Source organism: Winogradskyella sp. MIT101101 (assembly GCF_047126865.1).
GTDB classification, from domain to species: Bacteria; Bacteroidota; Bacteroidia; order Flavobacteriales; family Flavobacteriaceae; genus Winogradskyella; species Winogradskyella ouciana.
Map to the genome: position 1 here is coordinate 747,181 of NZ_CP138982.1, position 20,320 is coordinate 767,500.

Sequence of the window (20,320 nt, forward strand, 5' to 3'; positions counted from 1 at the left end):
CTTACTAAATTCGCGTGCAAATATACGACATTTATTTAAATACTGAAAATCAACCGATTAACAGTTATTAATACTTGTTAAAAGTAGAAATAATGCATCTTTAGGCGACCTTCACTATTTAACTCAATTGCTGGAAAAGGAATCTTAATTACGTTAAAAACGTCAAAAATGGTTTTTAAGATGTTGGAATTTGTCTTAATTCGGGTTAGGTCTATATCTAAACTCAAGTAGTATTGGCGTGTTCTATTTTGGTTTAAAAACAAAGGATCATTAGGATCACCGGTTAACATTCCATCTGCGCCATAACCAAAAGCTAAATTTAACCAATTTGGAATATAATCTGTTTTAAAAAAGGAATTGAGATTGGCACTCAACCAATAAGTCTGACCATTATAGTCTTTTAAAAATTCTTCAAACAAACCATTCCCCAATTTATCTGGTCGTTGTTTGGCAAAATCCGTACGATGGAATGAATATTTTAATAGTATCCTTTGTTCCTTCCAAAGTAATTCTTGCCCAATGTAAAGCCCAGTACCAGTAACGTTTGCAACCATATCCGTCCATGAAAAACCCCATTCTTCAGAAAAGCCATCCATAACCTCAACCGCTGTTAAAAAACCCAAACCCAAAGTTGAACCAAATAACAACTGATCTTTTTTGCTAATACCAGCCCAATTGAGTGTATTAGCCCCTATTCTACCTAATTGATATGATGAAAAGACATGACCAAATTTGTCCATCTGTAACCATTCGCCACTGTCATTAATGGTTTTAAATCTAGAACGAGGATAATCCGCATACCATAATTGGTCTAAGCCTATGAGAGCTAAAGTCGCCAAAGAACTTTCAGAAATGATAACAGCATTGCGTCTTGGCTTGTTTAAAGTATCACTTGGCTTTAGAAATTGATTGAGTTTAGATTGTGAAAAGAGTGAACCTGAAACGCAACATATAAAAATGATATGGAATTTTGCCCATTTCAAATCTATCTATTGATACCTTGAGACGATAAATACCTTTGATATTCCCTCGCATTATTGTTATGCTGAGCCAAAGTTTTAGCAAACCTATGGTAACCAATACGCTTGGCATCTGCAGCAAAATAAAGGTAACTATGCTTTTCAGGATTTAAAACTGCCTTTATCGCGGATAAATCTGGCATGGCAATTGGTCCTGGTGGTAACCCTCTATTTTTATAGGTATTATAAGGTGAATCAATTTCTTTATGTACATTTAATACACGTCTGATAACTGTATTCTTGTATTTTGGTAATTGGTAGGCAGCGAATTTAAGAGTTGGGTCTGCCTGTAGCGCCATGCCTATTCGTAATCGGTTGAGATAAACTCCTGCTACCCTTGGCTGTTCGTCAGCTTGTTTAGATTCCTCATGTACAATAGAGGCCAAGGTTATAACTTCATTGGGTGTAAGGTTTAATTCTTCAGCTTCAGCTTTTCTATTGTCGTTCCAAAATCGGTTGTATTCTTTTAGCATCTTATCCCTGAAATTTTTTGCAGAGGTATTCCAAAAGAATTCATAACTATTTGGTAAATACATGCCCAATGCTGTAGCACGTGTAAATCCATTCTCACTTAAAAAATCCTCGTCTGTCATAGCATTGATTAACGACAAACTATCAGCTTCAATCTGTGTGCTGATTCTTCCCGCTAAATCTTCTAAACTGTTCTGATTGTTGAATGCTATTTTAAGAGGTAGGTTTTTACTTCTAATTGAATTAATAATTTCGTTATTATTCATTCCTTTTTCAATCGCAAAACGCCCAGCCTTTATATTTGAAGTGTATTTTTTTTGACGCGCCAAAGCATCAAACGTTTCGATATCATCTAACAAAGGTTCTAATTGCTCTCTTATTTCAGAATATCTTGCATTGGTAGGTACATAGATATAGGCCGTTTCATTGTTAAAAGCGGTATTGGGCTGAAACATTGCTCCATAAATATAATAGGCAATGACTGCAAAAATCACCAAACCGATTAAGGCTATTGCCCATAGTATCTTTTTTATATACATGTGTTACTCTTTAATGTTTTGTAATATATACACGTTAGAGAACTGCTTTCCATCAAAGTTCCAGTCCTTTTTTAATCCTATTTTTTTAAAGCCGCTACCTTCAAACAGTTTTAAACTGGCTTCATTGTTTTCTGAAATATTTGCAAACACCTGATGCAAATGAAGCGCTTCAAAACAGTAATTCACCAGTATTTGCAGTGCTTCCTTACCATAGCCTTTGCTCCTATTAGGCTCATCTTTAATTAAAATTCCTATACCTGCACGTTTGTTTTTAACGTTAAAATCAAAAACGTCTATCAGACCAATTGTATTGTCATCATTTGTGCATATAGCTAAACGCAATTGTTTAGCTTCATAAATATCTTGCTTGGCATTTTTGAGATATTGCTTAATCAAAAACCTAGAATAGGGTGTCTGAGTATCACTTAAATGCCAAAGTGCAGTATCATTTTCAACCTTGTGTACAAATTCCAAATCCTCTGGTTCCAAGGCTCTTAAATAGATATGTTCGCCTTTTAATCTTACCATTCTATCTTCCCCTTAAAAACTTGTGTTGCAGGCCCAATCAACCAAACGTTGTTATACCCTTTTTCATTGTTTTCAAACTTCACCCTTAGTTCGCCTCCTGGTGTTATTAGGGTTACTTCATTACTGGTTGTCTTACCTTTTTGTGCATTGCTAGTGCTACTGCAGTGACTCCCGTTCCACAAGATAAGGTCTCGTCCTCTACTCCACGCTCGTAAGTTCTTACAGCAAACTTGTTATCAGATATTTGTTCAACAAAATTCACATTACTTCCAGCTTTACCATAAGGCTCTCCATATCTAATAGTAGAACCACAGTTCTTCACATCAAAATTTTCAATATCTGATACCATTTCTACATGATGAGGAGAACCTGTATCTAGAAAAAGGTGTTTTTCATATACTTCAACGGTGGTTACATCTTGCATTTGTAAATGTACTATGTCCTCTTCAATGCTTGCTTTATGCAAACCATCTATAGCGTAAAATTCTGCTTTACCCTCAATGATGCCCAAGAACTTTGCAAAAGATGTCATGCAACGACCACCATTACCGCACATACTGCTCTCATTGCCATCAGAATTATAATATACCATTTTAAAATCAGAATTTTTGTCATTTTCTAGCAGGATGAATCCATCCGCTCCAATGCCAAAACGTCTGTCACACAGCTCTGCAATGCGTTTGGTATTATTTTTGTCGATTTCTAGTAAACGATTATCAACTATGATAAAGTCGTTTCCGGTGCCTTGATATTTATAAAATGTTATTGCCATATTCTGGAAACAAATATAAGAATAATAGCAAGGAAAATAAGGTGTTAAAACGTCGTTAAAGTTGGCGTTAAATAGTCGTTAAAATGGAAAATGAAATTCAATAAATATCTAACTTTAAACGTTAAATAGTTAAACATAAACCCTATGAAATTATGAAGAAGATTTTAACTTTAGTATTCGTTTCTGCATTAGGTGGCCTGCTGACTTTAGGAGGTTACAAGCTTTTTGTCGAACAAGAAGATAAGGAACAATTGGCCGTAGAACAGGTTTCTGATTTACCAATATATGTTCCAACAAATACAACTTTAAATAACTCACCTAACATAGCTCCGAATTTTGTAGAAGCTGCAGAAAAGTCAATAGATGCAGTAGTACACGTTAAAAATACGGCAATTGTATCTGCACCAATGACCATGCAAGATTTATTTTTTGGTCGCAATTCTCAGCGTGCACAAGTAGGTACTGGTAGTGGAGTAATTATTTCACCTACAGGATATATTGTTACCAATAATCATGTTATACAGAATGCCAACGAGATTAGCATTACTTTAAACAACAACAAGTCTTACATGGCGGAACTAATCGGTACTGATGAAGCTACCGACATTGCGCTTATTAAAATTGAAGCAGATGAAGATTTACCATTTATGGCATTTGGTGACTCCGACAATGCAAAAATTGGCGAATGGGTCTTGGCTGTTGGTAATCCTTTTAACTTAAATTCTACCGTAACCGCAGGAATAATCAGTGCAAAATCTAGAGATTTAAGTGGTAGAAATCTTCAGTCTTTTATACAGACTGATGCTGCTGTAAATCCAGGAAACTCTGGTGGTGCTTTGGTTAATACCAATGGAGATTTAATTGGCATTAATACAGCTATTTCCTCTAGGGATGGTTCTTACATTGGCTACTCATTTGCTGTACCAAGCAACATTGCCCGAAAAATTGTGAACGATATCATGGAGTTTGGAAATGTTCAAAATGGAATTCTTGGTGTGCAAGGGTTTTCATTAAATGGAAAATCAGCAGAACAAATAGGAACCGATATTACCGAAGGTTTTTATGTTAGTGAAATTACAGAAGATACCGGAGCTGAGAAGGCTGGATTAAAATCAGGAGATATTATAAAAAAGATTGATGGAGTGGAAATTAATAAATTCTCTGACCTCTCGGGTTATTTGAAGACCAAAAGCCCAAATGACATTGTTGATGTTACATTAATCAGGGATGACAATGAAAAAGTGGTACCTGTAACACTATTAAAGAATTCTATTCTAGAAATTCCTACAATTGGTACAGTTAAGAATATTCCGAAAAAAGAATTAAAAAAATATGACTTAGACTACGGATTAAAACTGACCAAATTATCAGATTATCCAGAACTGGAATCCTATTGGAGAAAAAATGGAGTTGAAGAAGGCAGTATTGTCACCCAAATTAACGGTAAAAAATTATATTCGGTGGATGATGCTCAAAACGCACTTAGAACTCGAAAGTTTAATGACCCACTTCAAATTGAGGTCATTAATAAAGAAGGCGAAAAAGTAGTTTACAATTTCAGATAAATCAATCAAAAATTAAATCTGAAAAACCCTTTAAGGAAATATTCTTTAAAGGGTTTTTTATTTTCGGTAAAAAGCGTTACGAAAACGTTTGAAATATGTATTTTTGCGCAAAATTTAAAAACCACTAAACCAAAACAAAATGGGTTTTAACGACACTTACGAAAAAGAGTTAGCGTTTCAAGCAGACCGTCGCAGAGCAACAGTTGAGTTTATAAAAACTATAAGCGACCTTTGGTATGACAATTCCATTGAGCTTGTTTTATTCAGAAATCAATTAATTGACAGAAAGGTGAGCGAAATTTTAAACTTGCACGAGTATGCAGGTGAATTTGTTCAGAAGCCAATTTCTATTTTTGATTCTGTTGAGATTGCTCAAGCCATCAAAAAATTAAACTTACCACCAGCAAAGTTAGATATTGGTAAGTTAACATATGAATATCACTTAGAAGACCAAAAGTACGACAATGCCACAGCATTTGTTTCTGCCAAATTGGGAGAGGCAAAGAAAAGAAAAGCCATTGAACCAAAAGATGTTATACTTTATGGTTTTGGTAGAATTGGTCGCTTGGTAGCACGTGAGTTAATGACACGTACTGGCAAAGGCAATCAATTACGATTAAGAGCTATTGTAACACGTGGCGAAATCAATCAAACGGTTTTAGAGAAACGTGCTTCACTTTTAAAAAACGATTCTGTACACGGAGATTTCTCTGGTACCGTAAGCGTTGATGTAAAAAATAGCGCGCTTATAATTAACGGAACTACGGTTAATATTATTTCAGCAAATGCGCCTGAAGATATAGATTACACCAAATATGGCATTGATAAAGCTTTAGTGATTGATAATACTGGAGCATTTAGGGACGAAGCAGCTTTAGGTAGACATCTAAAGGCTAAAGGTGTTAGTAAGGTTTTATTAACAGCACCAGGAAAAGGAGTACCAAATATTGTACATGGTGTAAACCACCTAGAGCACAATCCTGATAAAGTAGATATCTTCTCTGCCGCATCTTGTACAACAAACGCTATTACTCCAATCTTAAAAGCAGTCGAAGATTCATTTGGAGTAAAATCTGGTCACTTAGAGACGATTCATGCTTATACCAACGATCAAAACTTAGTGGATAACTTCCATAAAAAATACAGACGTGGTAGAGCCGCAGGTTTAAACATGGTTATTACCGAAACCGGAGCTGGAAGTGCTGTAAGCAAAGCTTTACCAACTTTAGAAGGTAAACTAACCTCTAACGCCATTAGAGTTCCTGTACCAAATGGATCATTGGCAATTCTAAATTTAGAATTAGAAAATGAAACTTCTGTTGAGAGCATGAATACCATCATGAAAAAATATGCTCTTGAAGGAGACTTGGTAGAGCAAATAAAATACGAAATGAGCGACGAGCTTGTGTCTAGTGACATTGTCGGAAGTTCTGCACCATCTATCTACGATAGTAAAGCCACAATTGTAAGAGGTGATGGTAAAAACGTTATCTTATATATATGGTACGATAACGAATATGGTTACAGTCATCAGGTTATTAGACTTGCGAAATATATTTCTAAAGTAAGACGCTATGCTTACTATTAGATCTTTGTGAAAAAGAAAAAAGAAGAAAATCTTGTCTAACGGCAAGATTTTTTTTTTGTTTTATACGGAATGAATTTTGAAATTAACCTGGTATTCAACGCAACCATTTAGGAAAGTTCGCATCTATTAAGAAACTAAACCTCTCAATTTAATTATGAAAAAATTCTTTTTGTTGCTCACGGTGACATCCTCTTTACTTTTTCAGGCCTGTATTGGCTGGGGAAGTGATGATGCTGACGATATTGACCCCTTCCCTACTGGTTCTTATGAACCAGTGATTATGCAGCGCTCTGACTTTGAAGCTTCAACTATTCTAGAAAACACTCCAAGAACTATCGAAAACTCAGGTAAAATCTATGTTAAGGACAACTTCATTTTTGTTAATGAAGTGAATCAAGGATTTCATTTAATAAACAATACCGATCCTACAAATCCCATAAATATTGGTTTCATTAAAGTTTTAGGCTCTTCAGATTTAAGTATTAAAGAAGATGTGTTATACGCCAATAATGCAACAGATTTAATAGCTTTTAAAATTGACGAAGCTACAGAAACGTTAACCATAACAAAGCGTTTAGAGAATGTATTTCCTCAGATATGGTCGCCAGAAGGTGTTATATATTATCCGATAGAGGACAATGAAGTTATTGTAGATTGGGAACTTATAAACTAACAGCCATGAGAAAAATATATACAACTATAATTATAGCATTGGTCTTATTAGGCTGTAGCTCAGATAGCACATCGTCTAACGACGCTAATACATTTTCGGAAACAGGACAAGGAGGCTCATTGGCTCGGTTTGCACTTTATGTGGACTATTTATACGTCGTGGATGACTCTAACCTCAATGTATTCAGTATTACGGACAGGGAAAACCCAGTACAGGTTAATACGGTACCAATTGGGTTTAATATAGAAACACTTTTTAACTACAAGAACTATCTTTATATGGGTTCTAGAAACGGTATGTACATTTATAATATTGACAATCCGGAAACACCAACTTATATGTCGGATGTACAACATTTTACGGCTTGCGATCCTGTTGTTGCCAATGAAACCCATGCCTTTGTTACTTTACATACCAATATTGGCTGTGGTGTAAATATTAATGTCTTAGAAATTTATGATGTTACGGAAATCACCAATCCAGTATTAGTGTCCTCTAGAAACTTAACACGACCTATTGGTATTGGGCTCTATGGAGATTATTTATTTGTATGTGATGATGAAGTTAAAGTGTTTGATGTTTCAAACCCAGAAGAATCTGAACTAGTAACATCTCTTGACGTTAACAGTTTTGATGTCATCATTAACAATGGTATTTTAGTCTTAATAGGTGAAAACGGATTGTACCAATATAGTTTAGACAGTAGTGATATTACAAATATCAATCATTTAAGTACTATAGACATCTAAAAAGATATTCCTTTCGTATATAATTAGCCTCTCGGAAATGAGAGGCTATTTGTTAGGTAATTATTTATGATATGCACATAAATTCATTATCTTGGCACCTTAATTAATCTTATACAACCAAAATTATTTTAAGATGAAATTCTTAACCAAAGTCGCTGTAATTCTTATAGTTACATATAGCCTACAATCTGTAAATGGACAAACGAACAATAATGATGCAGAAGAACAGCTATCATTAAACAGCGGTAATATAGATAGCCAGTTTGAGTATGTTTTTAGAAAGTCTGGAAATTTTAAAGGCACAAACGGCCAACCTTACGAAGCCGTTAAACAGGCTTGGCTTTTAAAACTAAAAGCCAACGTATTGGATTCCTTAAAGACAACCTATAAAAAATTAGAGAATTCTGAAAACACCGTTGCTAATCAGGCCAAAGAAATTGAAGACCTACAAGCAAAGCTTGGCAACACACAAACCACGTTAAACCAAACCAACGAAGAAAAAAACAATATGGCATTATTGGGAATGCAGACCAGCAAAACCAATTACAATATTATTATGTGGACGATAATTGCTGCACTTACAGCATTCTTACTATTCTTTATTTATAAGTTTAAAGGCAGTAACTCTGCAACGCGAGAAGCTAAACATAAACTCGAGGAAGTAGAGACGGAATTTGAAGAGCACAGACGAAATGCCCTAGAGCGCGAGCAAAAGGTAAGGCGTCAGCTCCAAGATGAGATTAATAAGAATAAGGCATAATATGCTGTCTCATTGAGCACAGTCAAAATGCAAATGAAATTAAATCACTAATAAAACTATATTTTAAATCCGTAATTTTAATTGCGGATTTTTTTATGAACATAATTAAAGCACATATAGACCACTTAGAAGATTTAGTAATATTGTTTAATGGCTACAGAATGTTCTATAAGCAAGCTTCAGACGAAGTAGGTGCACGTCAATTTTTAATAGAGCGTTTTAAAAATCAAGACTCAATAATTTTTATGGCTTATGTAGATTCTAAGGCTGTTGGTTTTACACAACTCTATCCGCTGCTCTCTTCCGTATCCATGCAACCCATGTATTTACTCAACGATCTATTTACAGACTCTAATTACAGAGGACAAGGCATTGGTGAAGCCCTAATAAACAAAGCCAAACAACTTTGCATTTCTGAAAATAACAAAGGTTTAGCCATACAAACGGCGCACGATAATCCTGCAAAAAAATTGTATAAAAGATTAGGGTTTGAAGCAGATACTGACTTGCATTTTTTTTGGAAGACCAGATGAATAGGTAACTAAATGATCACTTGACTTCGTAAAAATTAAAAAGATAACCTCATTTAATGTCGATAAAATACTTTTCTCAAAATATCTCAATTAAACCTACCTTTGCATACTATTAAAAAATTGTAATGCGCATAGATATCATCACTGTTTTACCAGAACTTTTAAAAAGTCCGTTTGAGGCCTCAATCCTTAAACGTGCTATTGATGGTGGTTTGGTAGAAGTTCACTTTCATAACCTCAGGGATTATACAACCGACAATTATAAATCAGTTGACGATTACCAGTTTGGTGGCGGTGCTGGTATGGTAATGATGATAGAACCTATTGATAAATGTATTTCTGGTTTACAAAAAGAACGTAATTACGATGAGATTATTTATATGACGCCAGATGGTGAACGTCTTAACCAAAGTATTGCCAACCAAGTATCATTGAAAGAGAATATCATTATTCTTTGTGGTCATTATAAAGGTGTGGATGAGCGTGTACGTGATAAGTTTATTACCAGGGAAATTTCAATTGGCGATTATGTGTTGTCTGGAGGTGAGTTGGGAGCTGCCGTTTTATGTGATGCAGTAATAAGGTTAATCCCTGGTGTATTGGGCAATGAGACCTCTGCCCTAACGGATTCGTTTCAGGATAATTTATTGGCACCACCAATCTATACCAGACCCAGAGAATATAAAGGTATGAAGGTCCCGGAAGTGTTATTCAGTGGTAATTTTGGAGAAATAGAAAAATGGCGCGAAGAGCAAGCCTATAAAAGAACCCAAGAACGACGACCAGATCTTTTGGATGATTAATTACGAATGACTATTGATGAATAATAAGTGATAAATAATGATTAATGAGCAAAACCAATCATCGAATAAACAAATAAACGACTTCACAAATAAACACCTATACAGCAATAAAAAACTTTTCACTTTGTACTTTTTACTTTGTACTTTTTAACTATATTTGCACCCACTTTAGATTAACCTCTGGCGAAAATCGTGAATGTTGGTATAAAGCAACCATTATAAAAGAGAAAACATGGATTCTTTAGTAAAATTTGTACAAGACGAATTTGTAACCAGAAAAGATATTCCAAACTTTAGCGCAGGTGATACAATTACCGTGTATTACGAGATTAAAGAAGGAAGTAAAACACGTACTCAGTTCTTTAAAGGTGTAGTATTACAACGTAAAGGAACAGGAACTTCAGAAACTTTTACCATCCGTAAAATGTCAGGAACAATTGGTGTAGAGCGTATCTTCCCAATTAACTTGCCAGCTTTACAGAAAATCGAAGTCAACAAAAGAGGTAAAGTACGTAGAGCACGTATATTCTACTTTAGAGGTCTTACTGGTAAAAAAGCAAGAATTAAAGAAGTTAGAAAATAATCTAACACACATATTACAGAGAAAGCCTTCAAAATTGAAGGCTTTTTTCGTTATTAACTTTTGTTAATAAGTTCGGTTTATAAGTTGTGCATATCTAACTGCTAAAATAATTTGCACATTCGCAATATAAATATACTTTAGCTAAACAATTAACAACAAACTCAGTTTGGTTTTAAAAGAAATTTTGAATTTATGTTAAATTGTAATAAAGTAACGTTCTTTATATATTGAGATTGTTTTTTGAGGTTAGTGAGTTGCTTGTGTAGGCAAGTGCTGTGTAACTAGCCAAGAAGCTTAAGTATTATAATATACTTTGTAGATTATAAACTTTAAGTGGAAAGCTTTGAAGAAGTAACGGAATCGAAAGTGAACGCGAAAGGGATGAGCATTGTTTTTAGACGTAACAAACACGCAAGTGAATGGTAAAAAAGAAAACATCAAGAAAAACAAGTCTTAAGAAGCAAAGTAGTATCAAGTCAATACATTTTGAAAGATATGAAACGTTTCACCGAAACAGCAACGCTTGAACTGAAAAGGATGATGGCGAAAGCCATACAGCTGAGTTAGTGTAATACTAAATAAGTCGTAGTAGTACTGTTTCAAAGAGAAGCCATGTCAGCGCAGTTTTCTGTAGTGATATGGCTTTTTGTTTTATAGTGCATTCTTTGTTATTGGTCCAATCAATCACTAGCGCTATAATCCCTTCAATATTTGGATTAAGTGTGGATTTTCATTTTTCATTACAATTTTTATTAAATCCTCAATAAATTCAGAAAGCTCTTATCAATCTCATACCAACAAAACGCTACTGTTTTTGTATATTTGCACAGCTTAAAATTAAGCACAGCACAATCATTTTATTTTTAACGACCTATGACCAAAACAGCAAAGATTGTTTATACAAAAACAGATGAAGCACCAGCTTTAGCAACTCGTTCTTTTTTACCAATTGTTCAATCCTTTACAAAATCTTCAGGAATAACTCTAGAAACCAAAGACATCTCTTTGGCAGCTAGAATTTTAGCTGTTTTTCCAGATTATTTAACCGATGAACAAAAAGTTCCAAATGCTTTAGAAGAGTTAGGTGAATTGGCTAAAAAGCCAGAAGCGAATATTATTAAATTACCCAATATTAGTGCTTCTATTCCTCAGTTGACTGATGCCATTGAAGAATTACAATCTAAGGGCTATAAACTTCCAGATTATCCTGAAGATCCAAAAAGTGATACTGAGAAAGAGATTAAATCGCGCTATGATAAAGTTAAAGGTAGTGCAGTAAATCCGGTTTTAAGAGAAGGTAACTCAGACAGACGTGCACCAAAAGCTGTTAAAAATAATGCCAAGAATAACCCACACAGTATGGGAGCTTGGTCTTCTGACTCTAAAACGCATGTCGCTACAATGAGTGAAGGTGATTTTGCTCATAACGAAAAGTCTGTTACTATTGATAAGGCTACTACTGTAAAAATCGTTCACACAGATAGTGGCGGCAACCAAACTGTATTAAAAGACAATTTGGCTTTACAGGCTAAAGAGATTGTAGATGCTACAGTAATGAACAAAAAAGCATTATTAAGTTTCTTAGAAAGAGAAATCAAAGATGCTAAGTCTCAAGATGTTTTAATGTCATTACACATGAAAGCAACAATGATGAAGGTTTCTGACCCTATCATCTTTGGTCATGCCGTGAGAACATATTTTAAACCTGTTTTTGAAAAACATGCTGCAACGTTTGAAGATATAGGTGTTGATGTTAATAATGGTTTCGGAAACTTATTAGATAATCTAGAGGAACTGCCACAAGCTAAACGTGAAGAAATCGAAGCAGATATTGATGCTGCTTTTGATAATGGACCAGATTTAGCTATGGTAAATTCAGATAAAGGGATCACCAACCTTCATGTACCAAGTGACATTATCATAGATGCATCAATGCCTGCGATGATTCGTACTTCTGGTCAGATGTGGAATAAAGAAGGTAAACAACAAGACACTAAAGCTATTATACCTGATAGTAGTTATGCAGGTGTTTACATTGCTACTATAGATTTTTGTAAAAAGCATGGTGCTTTTGATCCGACTACAATGGGTACAGTACCAAATGTTGGTCTTATGGCTCAAAAAGCTGAAGAATATGGGTCGCACGATAAAACTTTTGAAATTGCTTCTAACGGAAAAGTTGAAGTGATTAATGCAGATGGAAATGTTTTAACAAGTCATGCTGTTGAAACTGGAGATATCTGGAGAATGTGCCAAGTAAAGGATGCACCTGTACAAGACTGGGTAAAATTAGCTGTTACACGTGCTAGAGCCTCTAAAACACCTGCTGTTTTCTGGTTGGATAAAAACAGAGCTCATGATGCTGAATTGATTAAAAAAGTAAATCAGTATTTACCTAACCACGATACTAGTAATTTAGATATTAGAATTTTATCTCCTATCGAGGCTACTGAATTTACCTTAGAACGTGTAAAAGCCGGAAAAGACACAATTTCTGTAACAGGGAATGTACTGAGAGACTACCTTACGGATTTATTTCCAATTTTAGAATTGGGTACCAGTGCCAAAATGCTTTCCATTGTACCATTAATGAATGGTGGTGGACTATTTGAAACTGGTGCTGGTGGATCTGCACCTAAGCACGTTCAGCAATTTGTTGAAGAAAACCATTTACGTTGGGACTCATTAGGTGAGTTTTTAGCTTTGGCAGTTTCACTAGACCATTATGCTGAAGTTAACAATAACGAAAAAGCAAGAATTCTTGGTGAAGCCCTAGATGATGCTACCGAAAAACTACTTCAAAATAAAAAAGGTCCATCTCGAAAAGTAAACGAACTAGATAATAGAGGTAGTCATTTTTATCTGGCAATGTACTGGGCGGAAGCGTTAGCAAACCAAGATAAAGATTTAGACCTAAAACATGAGTTCACTAAGATATTTAGGGATTTACAAGCACACGAAGCCAAAATTTTAGATGAATTAATCACTATACAAGGCGTGTCCGTAGATATTGATGGCTACTACTACCCTAATGAGTTATTAGTAAGTAATGCCATGCGACCAAGCAATACATTAAATTCTATTATAAACTAAAGTTAAAAAAGCTTCATTCAAAATGAAGCTTTTTTATTTTTATGGTGTCCAAATATTTATCATGAACGGTAGAATTGCCAAAACTTTTTTCGTTTTAATCTTCTTTTCTCTTTTACTTTCAGCACAAGAAAGATTTACTCTTAGCGGAACCATCACGGACTCCGATAGTAACGAAACTCTTATAGGTGTTAATATCATCGTGCCAAAAATTCAATCAGGTACCATGACCAATGAATATGGCTTCTACTCTATTACATTACCAGAGGGCAGTTATGAAATTCAGATTAGCTATCTCGGTTATAAGACGATTTCAGAAACTATTATACTCAATAAAGACATCACCAAAAACTTTAAACTTTTAGAATCTGCCGAAAGTCTCGATGAGGTTGTAATTAAAGAAGATGTTGAAAAACTGAATATTAAAAAGCCTCAAATGAGTGTTAACGCACTCTCTATAAACACCATAAAACAAATGCCTGTCGTGCTTGGAGAGGTTGACGTTATAAAATCCATAACCCTATTGCCTGGTGTTACCAATGCTGGTGAAGGCTCTTCTGGATTCAATGTTAGAGGAGGCGCTGCAGACCAAAACCTTATTCTTTTAGATGAAGCTACAATTTTTAATTCTTCGCACTTGTTTGGGTTCTTCTCAGTTTTTAATCCAGATGCTATAAAGGACATAAAATTGTATAAAGGTGGAATTCCCGCAAAATATGGAGGACGCGTGTCTTCAGTCTTGGATATTTATCAAAAGGAAGGTAACAGTAGTGAATTTCACATGAATGGTGGAGTTGGACTAATATCAAGTCGGTTGTTGGCAGAAGGTCCCATAAAAAAAGACAAAGGTTCCTTTTTAATTGGTGGTCGAAGTAGTTATGCTCATTTATTCTTACCACTATTCGATTTAGACAACATTGCCTACTTCTACGATCTCAATACAAAATTGAGCTACAAATTCAATCAAAATAACAGCATTTACCTTTCCGGTTATTTTGGACGTGATGTCTTTGAATTAGCCAATAGTTTCGCAAACACCTATGGAAATACGGTTTTAAATTTTAGGTGGAATCATTTGTTTTCAGATAAAATATTTTCAAACTTATCACTCATCTATTCAGATTACTATTATGGATTAGAACTCACGTTTGTGGAATTTGACTGGGAGTCTGGTATCAGAAATTTTAACCTTAAATACGATTTTAAACACTACATCAATAACAACTTTAAGCTTGAATATGGTTTAAATAGTATTTATTATAAATTCAACCCAGGAGAGATAAATCCTACTACTGAAACTTCTGGTATTAATCCTTTTAAACTCATAGACAAATATGCTTTTGAGAATGCGCTGTATCTTGATGCTGAGCATAAACTAAACAATAAATTATCGGTGAGTTATGGTGCACGTTTTAGTACATTTCATCGTTTGGGCCAAGATGAATTAAATGTATATGAAAATGACAATCCTGTAATTTACAATGAAGATATTGGGATTTACGAAAAAGCTGAACCCATTGGCACAGAAACATTTAAGAGAAGCGACGTCATTGAATCCTTTTCGAATATAGAACCTAGGGTTTCAATCGCATACCAACTTACTGACAATTCATCTGTAAAAGCGAGCTATAACCGTATGAATCAGTATTTACATTTGTTGTCTAACACTAGCTCACCTACTCCATTAGATGTTTGGACACCCAGTGGTAAATATGTAAAACCTCAGATGTTAGATCAGGTGGCGCTGGGATACTTCAAATCATTTGAAGATAATTTGTTTTCGTTAGAAGTTGAAACATTCTACAAAAAAATAAAAAACAGAATTGACTATATAGACGGTGCAGACCTTATTGCGAACAATGCCATAGAACAAGTTATTTTAAACGGAGAAGCAAGAGCCTACGGACTCGAAATTCTATTAAGAAAAAATGAGGGTAAATTAAAAGGATGGCTAGCCTATACACTATCTAAATCCGAACAAAAAACGCCAGGCAGAACGGCAGTTGAGTCTGGAATAAATAATGGTGATTGGTATAATACAGCCTTTGATAAAACTCATGATGTATCATTAACAGCAAATTATGAACTCAATAAAAAATTGACATTCAGCTCTAATTTTTTATTTCAAACAGGCCAACCAGCAACATTCCCTAATGGTCAGTATGCATATAATGGTATTGTTATACCTAGTTATGAATCTAGAAACTCTAGTAGATTACCATCATATCATCGACTAGATATTGCTGTAAACTATAACCCAAAACCAGAAAGTGAGAAGGAATTTAAAGCGGAATGGGTATTTGGGATTTATAATATTTATAACCGCAGGAACGCGGCGAGTATTTCATTTCGTGAAAATAGAATAACCGGAACTAACGAAGCTGTTAGGCTTGCAATTTTTGGTATTGTTCCTTCTGTTTCTTATAATTTTAAATTTTAGCCCATGAAAAGGATATTTTACATAGTAACGATATTAACCTTTTGCCTTGGATGCGAAGACGTTATTGATATAGACCTCAATGAAGCTGAGCCAAGATTAATTATAGAAGCTTCAATTAACTGGTTTAAAAATACAGCAGGCAATGAGCAAAGCATAAAATTAAGTTTATCTGCTCCGTTCTTTGATGAAAATGTTGTGCCAGCCAATGGTGCAATGGTCGTTATTACGGACGAGAACAACAATGTTTTTAGTTTTACAGAAGATAATGATACAGGTATTTACCTAAATAATAATTTTATTCCTATAATAGATGGAATTTACACACTTACAGTCAATTATAATAATGAAATTTATAAAGCAACCGAAACCTTAAAATCTGTAACGCCAATTGATTATATTGAACAAAACAATGACGGAGGCTTTACAGGAGAGGATATTGAACTTAAAGCGTATTATACGGATCCAGAAAATGAAGATAATTATTATTTTTTCGAGTTTATAAGTGACATTTCGGTTGTTCCAACTCTAGAAGTTTATGATGATGAATTTACAAACGGAAATCAAATTTTTGGATATTACACAGAAGAAGATCTTGAAGCAGGAGACGTAGTTACCATTCGCAATTATGGAGTTTCAGAACGTTTTTATGAGTTTATGTTCATATTGCTACAACAAAGTAGCGATGAAGGAGGTGGCCCTTTTGAAACACAACCTGCAACCGTGAGAGGTAATTGTATTAATGAAACCGATCCAGATAATTACCCATTTGGATATTTTAGACTGTCAGAAGTAGATGAAATTATTTATACAGTAGAGTAAAATAGTTATGGCGTTACCCAAGGGTCGCGTCATTCGCTATATCTCTAACGGTTCACCGTTAGAGGATGCTGCTTTTACCGCTAACGCACACCTACAAATAAAACTTTTTCCTACCTTTATACTATGGATTTTATAAAGACAACAGAGCAAGATTCCAACTATAATAATCTCGAAAAAATGACAATTAATGAGATTATATCCAATATAAATAAAGAGGATAAAACGGTTCCTTTGGCAGTAGAAAAAGCATTACCGCAAATTGAGGCTTTAATAGACCAAGTGGTAACAAAACTTAAGCAAGGTGGACGACTATTTTATATTGGCGCTGGAACAAGTGGCCGATTAGGAATACTGGACGCATCAGAGTGTCCTCCAACCTTTGGAGTTTCCCATGATTTGGTCATTGGCTTGATTGCTGGAGGAGATAGCGCCATTAGAAAAGCTGTAGAAAATGCTGAAGATTCTACAATACAAGGTTGGCAAGATTTGCTATCATACAACATTTCACAAAATGATATTGTAATTGGTATTGCAGCTTCGGGCACCACACCCTATGTTGTGCACGCTTTAAAAAAATGTAATGAAGAAAATATTATTACTGGCTGCATTACTTGCAATAAAAATAGCCCTTTGAGCTTGGTTGCTCAATATCCTATAGAAGTTATTGTTGGTCCAGAGTTTTTAACCGGAAGTTCTAGAATGAAAGCTGGTACAGCTCAAAAGCTTGTATTGAATATGATTACTACTACTACCATGATTCAATTAAAAAAGGTGAAAGGCAATAAAATGGTAGATATGCAATTAAGCAATAATAAACTAGTAAACAGAGGTATTAAAATGATTATGAACGAATTAAATGTTTCTCAAGAAGAAGCCTCAAAATTACTTCAAGAACATAAAAGTGTTAGACAAAGTATCATTTATGGACGAAAATAACAGAACAGACAAAGAAATATTGACCAAAGGTATCAGGCAAATGGCTTTATGCCTTTTATTAATGTTTTTAGGGCCATTTATGATGCATATTGCAATTTCCAATCAAGAAAAATCACTATATATACCTATACTTATTGTTGCTGCAATCCTTTGTGCATCTGCTATTTACTTTCTTTTCAAAGGCCTTAATACTATTTTGGATAGTATATTTAAGAAGAAGTAGCACTTCTATTTTCTACTAATTTTAAAAATCGACAACTCTATAAACGAAAAAAATCCCGATTCTTATTGTAAGAATCGGGATTCAAAAAAGGCGGCGACCTACTCTTCCACAGATAGTAGTACCATCGGCGCAAACGGGCTTAACTTCTCTGTTCGGAATGGTAAGAGGTGAGCCCCGTCGCTATAACCACCTTAAGTCTTGGTTGCTATAAACATATACAACACTAATATTGTTGACATATTGAAAAAGACGACGAATCGTCATTGGATATATGATAATTAACTGGAAATCTATTTAATAGAATTCGTACCTATAAAAAGAACGGCGTACAATAAGCCTATGGGTTATTAGTACTACTCGGCTATGACGTTACCGCCTTTACACCTGTAGCCTATCGACGTGGTCATCTTCCACGACCCTTTAAAGAAATCTCATCTTGTGGTGGGTTTCGCGCTTATATGCTTTCAGCGCTTATCCCTTCCCAACGTAGCTACCCAGCAATGCTCCTGGCGGAACAACTGGTACACCAGAGGTTGGTCCAACTCGGTCCTCTCGTACTAGAGTCAGATCCACTCAAATTTCTAACGCCCACAGTAGATAGAGACCGAACTGTCTCACGACGTTCTGAACCCAGCTCGCGTGCCACTTTAATGGGCGAACAGCCCAACCCTTGGGACCTTCTCCAGCCCCAGGATGTGACGAGCCGACATCGAGGTGCCAAACCCCCCCGTCGATGTGAGCTCTTGGGGGAGATCAGCCTGTTATCCCCGGAGTACCTTTTATCCTTTGAGCGATGGCCCTTCCATGCGGAACCACCGGATCACTATGCTCTACTTTCGTACCTGATCGACCTGTATGTCTCTCAGTCAAGCTCCCTTATGCCATTGCACTCTGCGCACGGTTACCAAGCGTGCTGAGGGAACCTTTAGAAGCCTCCGTTACTCTTTTGGAGGCGACCACCCCAGTCAAACTACCCACCAAGCACTGTCCCTGATCAGAGGTTAGACTCTAGATAAGCAAAGGGTGGTATTTCAACAATGACTCACCCACGCCTGGCGACGCAGGGTCGAAGTCTCCCACCTATCCTACACATTACTTATCCAAAGCCAATACTAAGCTATAGTAAAGGTTCACGGGGTCTTTTCGTCCCACTGCGGGTAATCGGCATCTTCACCGATACTACAATTTCACCGAGCTCATGGCTGAGACAGTATCCAAATCGTTACACCATTCGTGCAGGTCGGAACTTACCCGACAAGGAATTTCGCTACCTTAGGACCGTTATAGTTACGGCCGCCGTTTACTGGGGCTTCATTTGAGATCTTCGAGGTAAACCTCTAAACCCTCCACTTAACCTTCCAGCACCGGGCAGGTGTCAGGCCCTATACGTCATCTTTCGATTTAGCAGAGCCCTGTGTTTTTGATAAACAGTCGCTTGGATCTTTTCACTGCGGCCTGTATTGCTACAGGCGACGCTTCTCCCGAAGTTACGCGTCTATTTTGCCTAGTTCCTTAGCCATGAATCTCTCGAGCTCCTTAGAATTCTCATCCCAACTACCTGTGTCGGTTTAGGGTACGGGCTGCTTCACTCGCTTTTCTTGGAAGTCGATTCGCTAGATTATCACCTTGGCCGTAGCCTCAGTGTACTATCGCCGTGTTACCACTGGCTTCAACGCACTATTCCGTCAGTGCGCACTAACTATTCGCCTCCGTCACTTTTAGCGTGAGCAGGTACAGGAATATTAACCTGTTGTCCATCCACTACCCCTTTCGGGTTCGCGTTAGGTCCCGACTAACCCTCAGCTGATTAGCATAGCTGAGGAAACCTTAGTCTTTCGGAGTGCGGGTTTCTCGCCCGCATTATCGTTACTTATGCCTACATTTTCTTTTGTAGCTTCTCCAGCATACCTCGCAGTACACCTTCGACGACACTACAATGCTCCCCTACCACTTTTACAAGTCCATAGCTTCGGTAGTATGTTTATGCCCGATTATTATCCATGCCGGATCGCTCGACTAGTGAGCTGTTACGCACTCTTTAAATGAATGGCTGCTTCCAAGCCAACATCCTAGCTGTCTGTGCAATCCAACCTCGTTTATTCAACTTAACATACATTTGGGGACCTTAGCTGATGGTCTGGGTTCTTTCCCTCTCGGACATGGACCTTAGCACCCATGCCCTCACTGCTGATCATCATTTTATAGCATTCGGAGTTTGTCAGGAATTGG

At 36.0% G+C, this 20,320-nt stretch carries 16 protein-coding genes, 2 rRNA genes and 1 pseudogene (1 of these 19 cut by a window edge); 13 read left to right on the top strand and 6 right to left on the bottom strand.

Features of this window, described 5'->3' with window-relative positions; all coding sequences use genetic code 11:
* Positions 1 to 77: 77 nt before the first annotated feature.
* The 4 genes and pseudogenes from SIB89_RS03435 to dapF all read right to left on the bottom strand — a co-directional run bounded on the left by SIB89_RS03435 (position 78) and on the right by dapF (position 3,329).
* Positions 78 to 983 carry a DUF2279 domain-containing protein gene (locus tag SIB89_RS03435; RefSeq protein ID WP_412561174.1) on the bottom strand — a complete coding sequence of 302 codons (906 nt, stop codon included), beginning with the start codon at positions 981 to 983 and terminating at the stop codon, positions 78 to 80.
* Positions 984 to 985: 2 nt separating this feature from the next.
* Positions 986 to 2,029: an endolytic transglycosylase MltG gene (mltG, locus tag SIB89_RS03440; protein WP_412561175.1), complete on the bottom strand. Its 1,044-nt coding sequence runs from the start codon at positions 2,027 to 2,029 to the stop codon at positions 986 to 988.
* Between the two features lie 3 nt (positions 2,030 to 2,032).
* The gene (locus tag SIB89_RS03445) at positions 2,033 to 2,557 is read right to left on the bottom strand and encodes a GNAT family N-acetyltransferase (RefSeq protein WP_273292610.1); all 525 of its coding nucleotides are present in this window, start codon (positions 2,555 to 2,557) and stop codon (positions 2,033 to 2,035) included.
* Positions 2,551 to 3,329: pseudogene (gene dapF / locus SIB89_RS03450) on the bottom strand (diaminopimelate epimerase). The gene SIB89_RS03445 and the pseudogene dapF overlap by 7 nt, the downstream one beginning before the upstream one ends.
* Positions 3,330 to 3,481: 152 nt before the next feature.
* On the opposite strand from dapF, the gene SIB89_RS03455 reads away from it, so the two are divergent.
* The 13 genes from SIB89_RS03455 (at position 3,482) to SIB89_RS03515 (ending at position 18,091) form a co-directional block, all read left to right on the top strand.
* Positions 3,482 to 4,894, top strand: coding sequence for a S1C family serine protease (locus SIB89_RS03455; RefSeq protein WP_412561176.1), 1,413 nt, complete (start codon positions 3,482 to 3,484; stop codon positions 4,892 to 4,894).
* Positions 4,895 to 5,033: 139 nt separating this feature from the next.
* Entirely contained in the window at positions 5,034 to 6,482 is a 1,449-nt protein-coding gene (locus tag SIB89_RS03460; protein ID WP_412561177.1) for a glyceraldehyde-3-phosphate dehydrogenase, read from the top strand.
* Positions 6,483 to 6,636: 154 nt separating this feature from the next.
* Complete coding sequence (locus SIB89_RS03465; RefSeq protein WP_412561178.1) at positions 6,637 to 7,155, top strand: hypothetical protein; 519 nt, start codon at positions 6,637 to 6,639, stop codon at positions 7,153 to 7,155.
* A gap of 5 nt (positions 7,156 to 7,160) precedes the next feature.
* Positions 7,161 to 7,904, top strand: a complete 744-nt coding sequence (locus SIB89_RS03470) for an LVIVD repeat-containing protein (protein WP_412561179.1) — start codon at positions 7,161 to 7,163, stop codon at positions 7,902 to 7,904.
* Between the two features lie 133 nt (positions 7,905 to 8,037).
* Positions 8,038 to 8,664, top strand: a complete 627-nt coding sequence (locus SIB89_RS03475; protein WP_412561180.1) for a tRNA (guanine-N1)-methyltransferase — start codon at positions 8,038 to 8,040, stop codon at positions 8,662 to 8,664.
* A 95-nt stretch (positions 8,665 to 8,759) separates the two neighbouring features.
* Entirely contained in the window at positions 8,760 to 9,197 is a 438-nt protein-coding gene (locus tag SIB89_RS03480) for a GNAT family N-acetyltransferase (RefSeq protein ID WP_412561181.1), read from the top strand.
* Positions 9,198 to 9,322: 125 nt separating this feature from the next.
* Positions 9,323 to 10,000 (top strand): tRNA (guanosine(37)-N1)-methyltransferase TrmD, encoded by a 678-nt coding sequence (gene trmD, locus SIB89_RS03485; RefSeq protein ID WP_412561182.1) that lies wholly within the window; start codon positions 9,323 to 9,325, stop codon positions 9,998 to 10,000.
* 232 nt (positions 10,001 to 10,232) lie between these two features.
* A complete protein-coding gene (gene rplS / locus SIB89_RS03490) occupies positions 10,233 to 10,583 on the top strand; it encodes a 50S ribosomal protein L19 (protein ID WP_155087154.1) in 351 nt (116 codons plus the stop codon).
* Between the two features lie 873 nt (positions 10,584 to 11,456).
* On the top strand, positions 11,457 to 13,676 hold the full coding sequence (locus tag SIB89_RS03495; RefSeq protein ID WP_412561183.1) for an NADP-dependent isocitrate dehydrogenase: 2,220 nt from the start codon (positions 11,457 to 11,459) through the stop codon (positions 13,674 to 13,676).
* Between the two features lie 61 nt (positions 13,677 to 13,737).
* A complete protein-coding gene (locus SIB89_RS03500) occupies positions 13,738 to 16,113 on the top strand; it encodes a TonB-dependent receptor (RefSeq protein ID WP_412561184.1) in 2,376 nt (791 codons plus the stop codon).
* A 3-nt stretch (positions 16,114 to 16,116) separates the two neighbouring features.
* The gene (locus SIB89_RS03505; RefSeq protein WP_412561185.1) at positions 16,117 to 16,932 is read left to right on the top strand and encodes a DUF4249 domain-containing protein; all 816 of its coding nucleotides are present in this window, start codon (positions 16,117 to 16,119) and stop codon (positions 16,930 to 16,932) included.
* 123 nt (positions 16,933 to 17,055) lie between these two features.
* Entirely contained in the window at positions 17,056 to 17,868 is an 813-nt protein-coding gene (gene murQ / locus SIB89_RS03510; protein ID WP_412561186.1) for an N-acetylmuramic acid 6-phosphate etherase, read from the top strand.
* Complete coding sequence (locus SIB89_RS03515) at positions 17,855 to 18,091, top strand: DUF6095 family protein (protein WP_412561187.1); 237 nt, start codon at positions 17,855 to 17,857, stop codon at positions 18,089 to 18,091. Before murQ ends, SIB89_RS03515 begins: the two co-directional genes overlap by 14 nt.
* Before the next feature lie 85 nt (positions 18,092 to 18,176).
* Here SIB89_RS03515 and rrf read toward each other — a convergent pair.
* Positions 18,177 to 18,285: ribosomal RNA gene (gene rrf / locus SIB89_RS03520) — 5S ribosomal RNA — on the bottom strand.
* 133 nt (positions 18,286 to 18,418) lie between these two features.
* Positions 18,419 to 20,320: ribosomal RNA gene (locus SIB89_RS03525) — 23S ribosomal RNA — on the bottom strand (it continues 922 nt past the right edge of the window).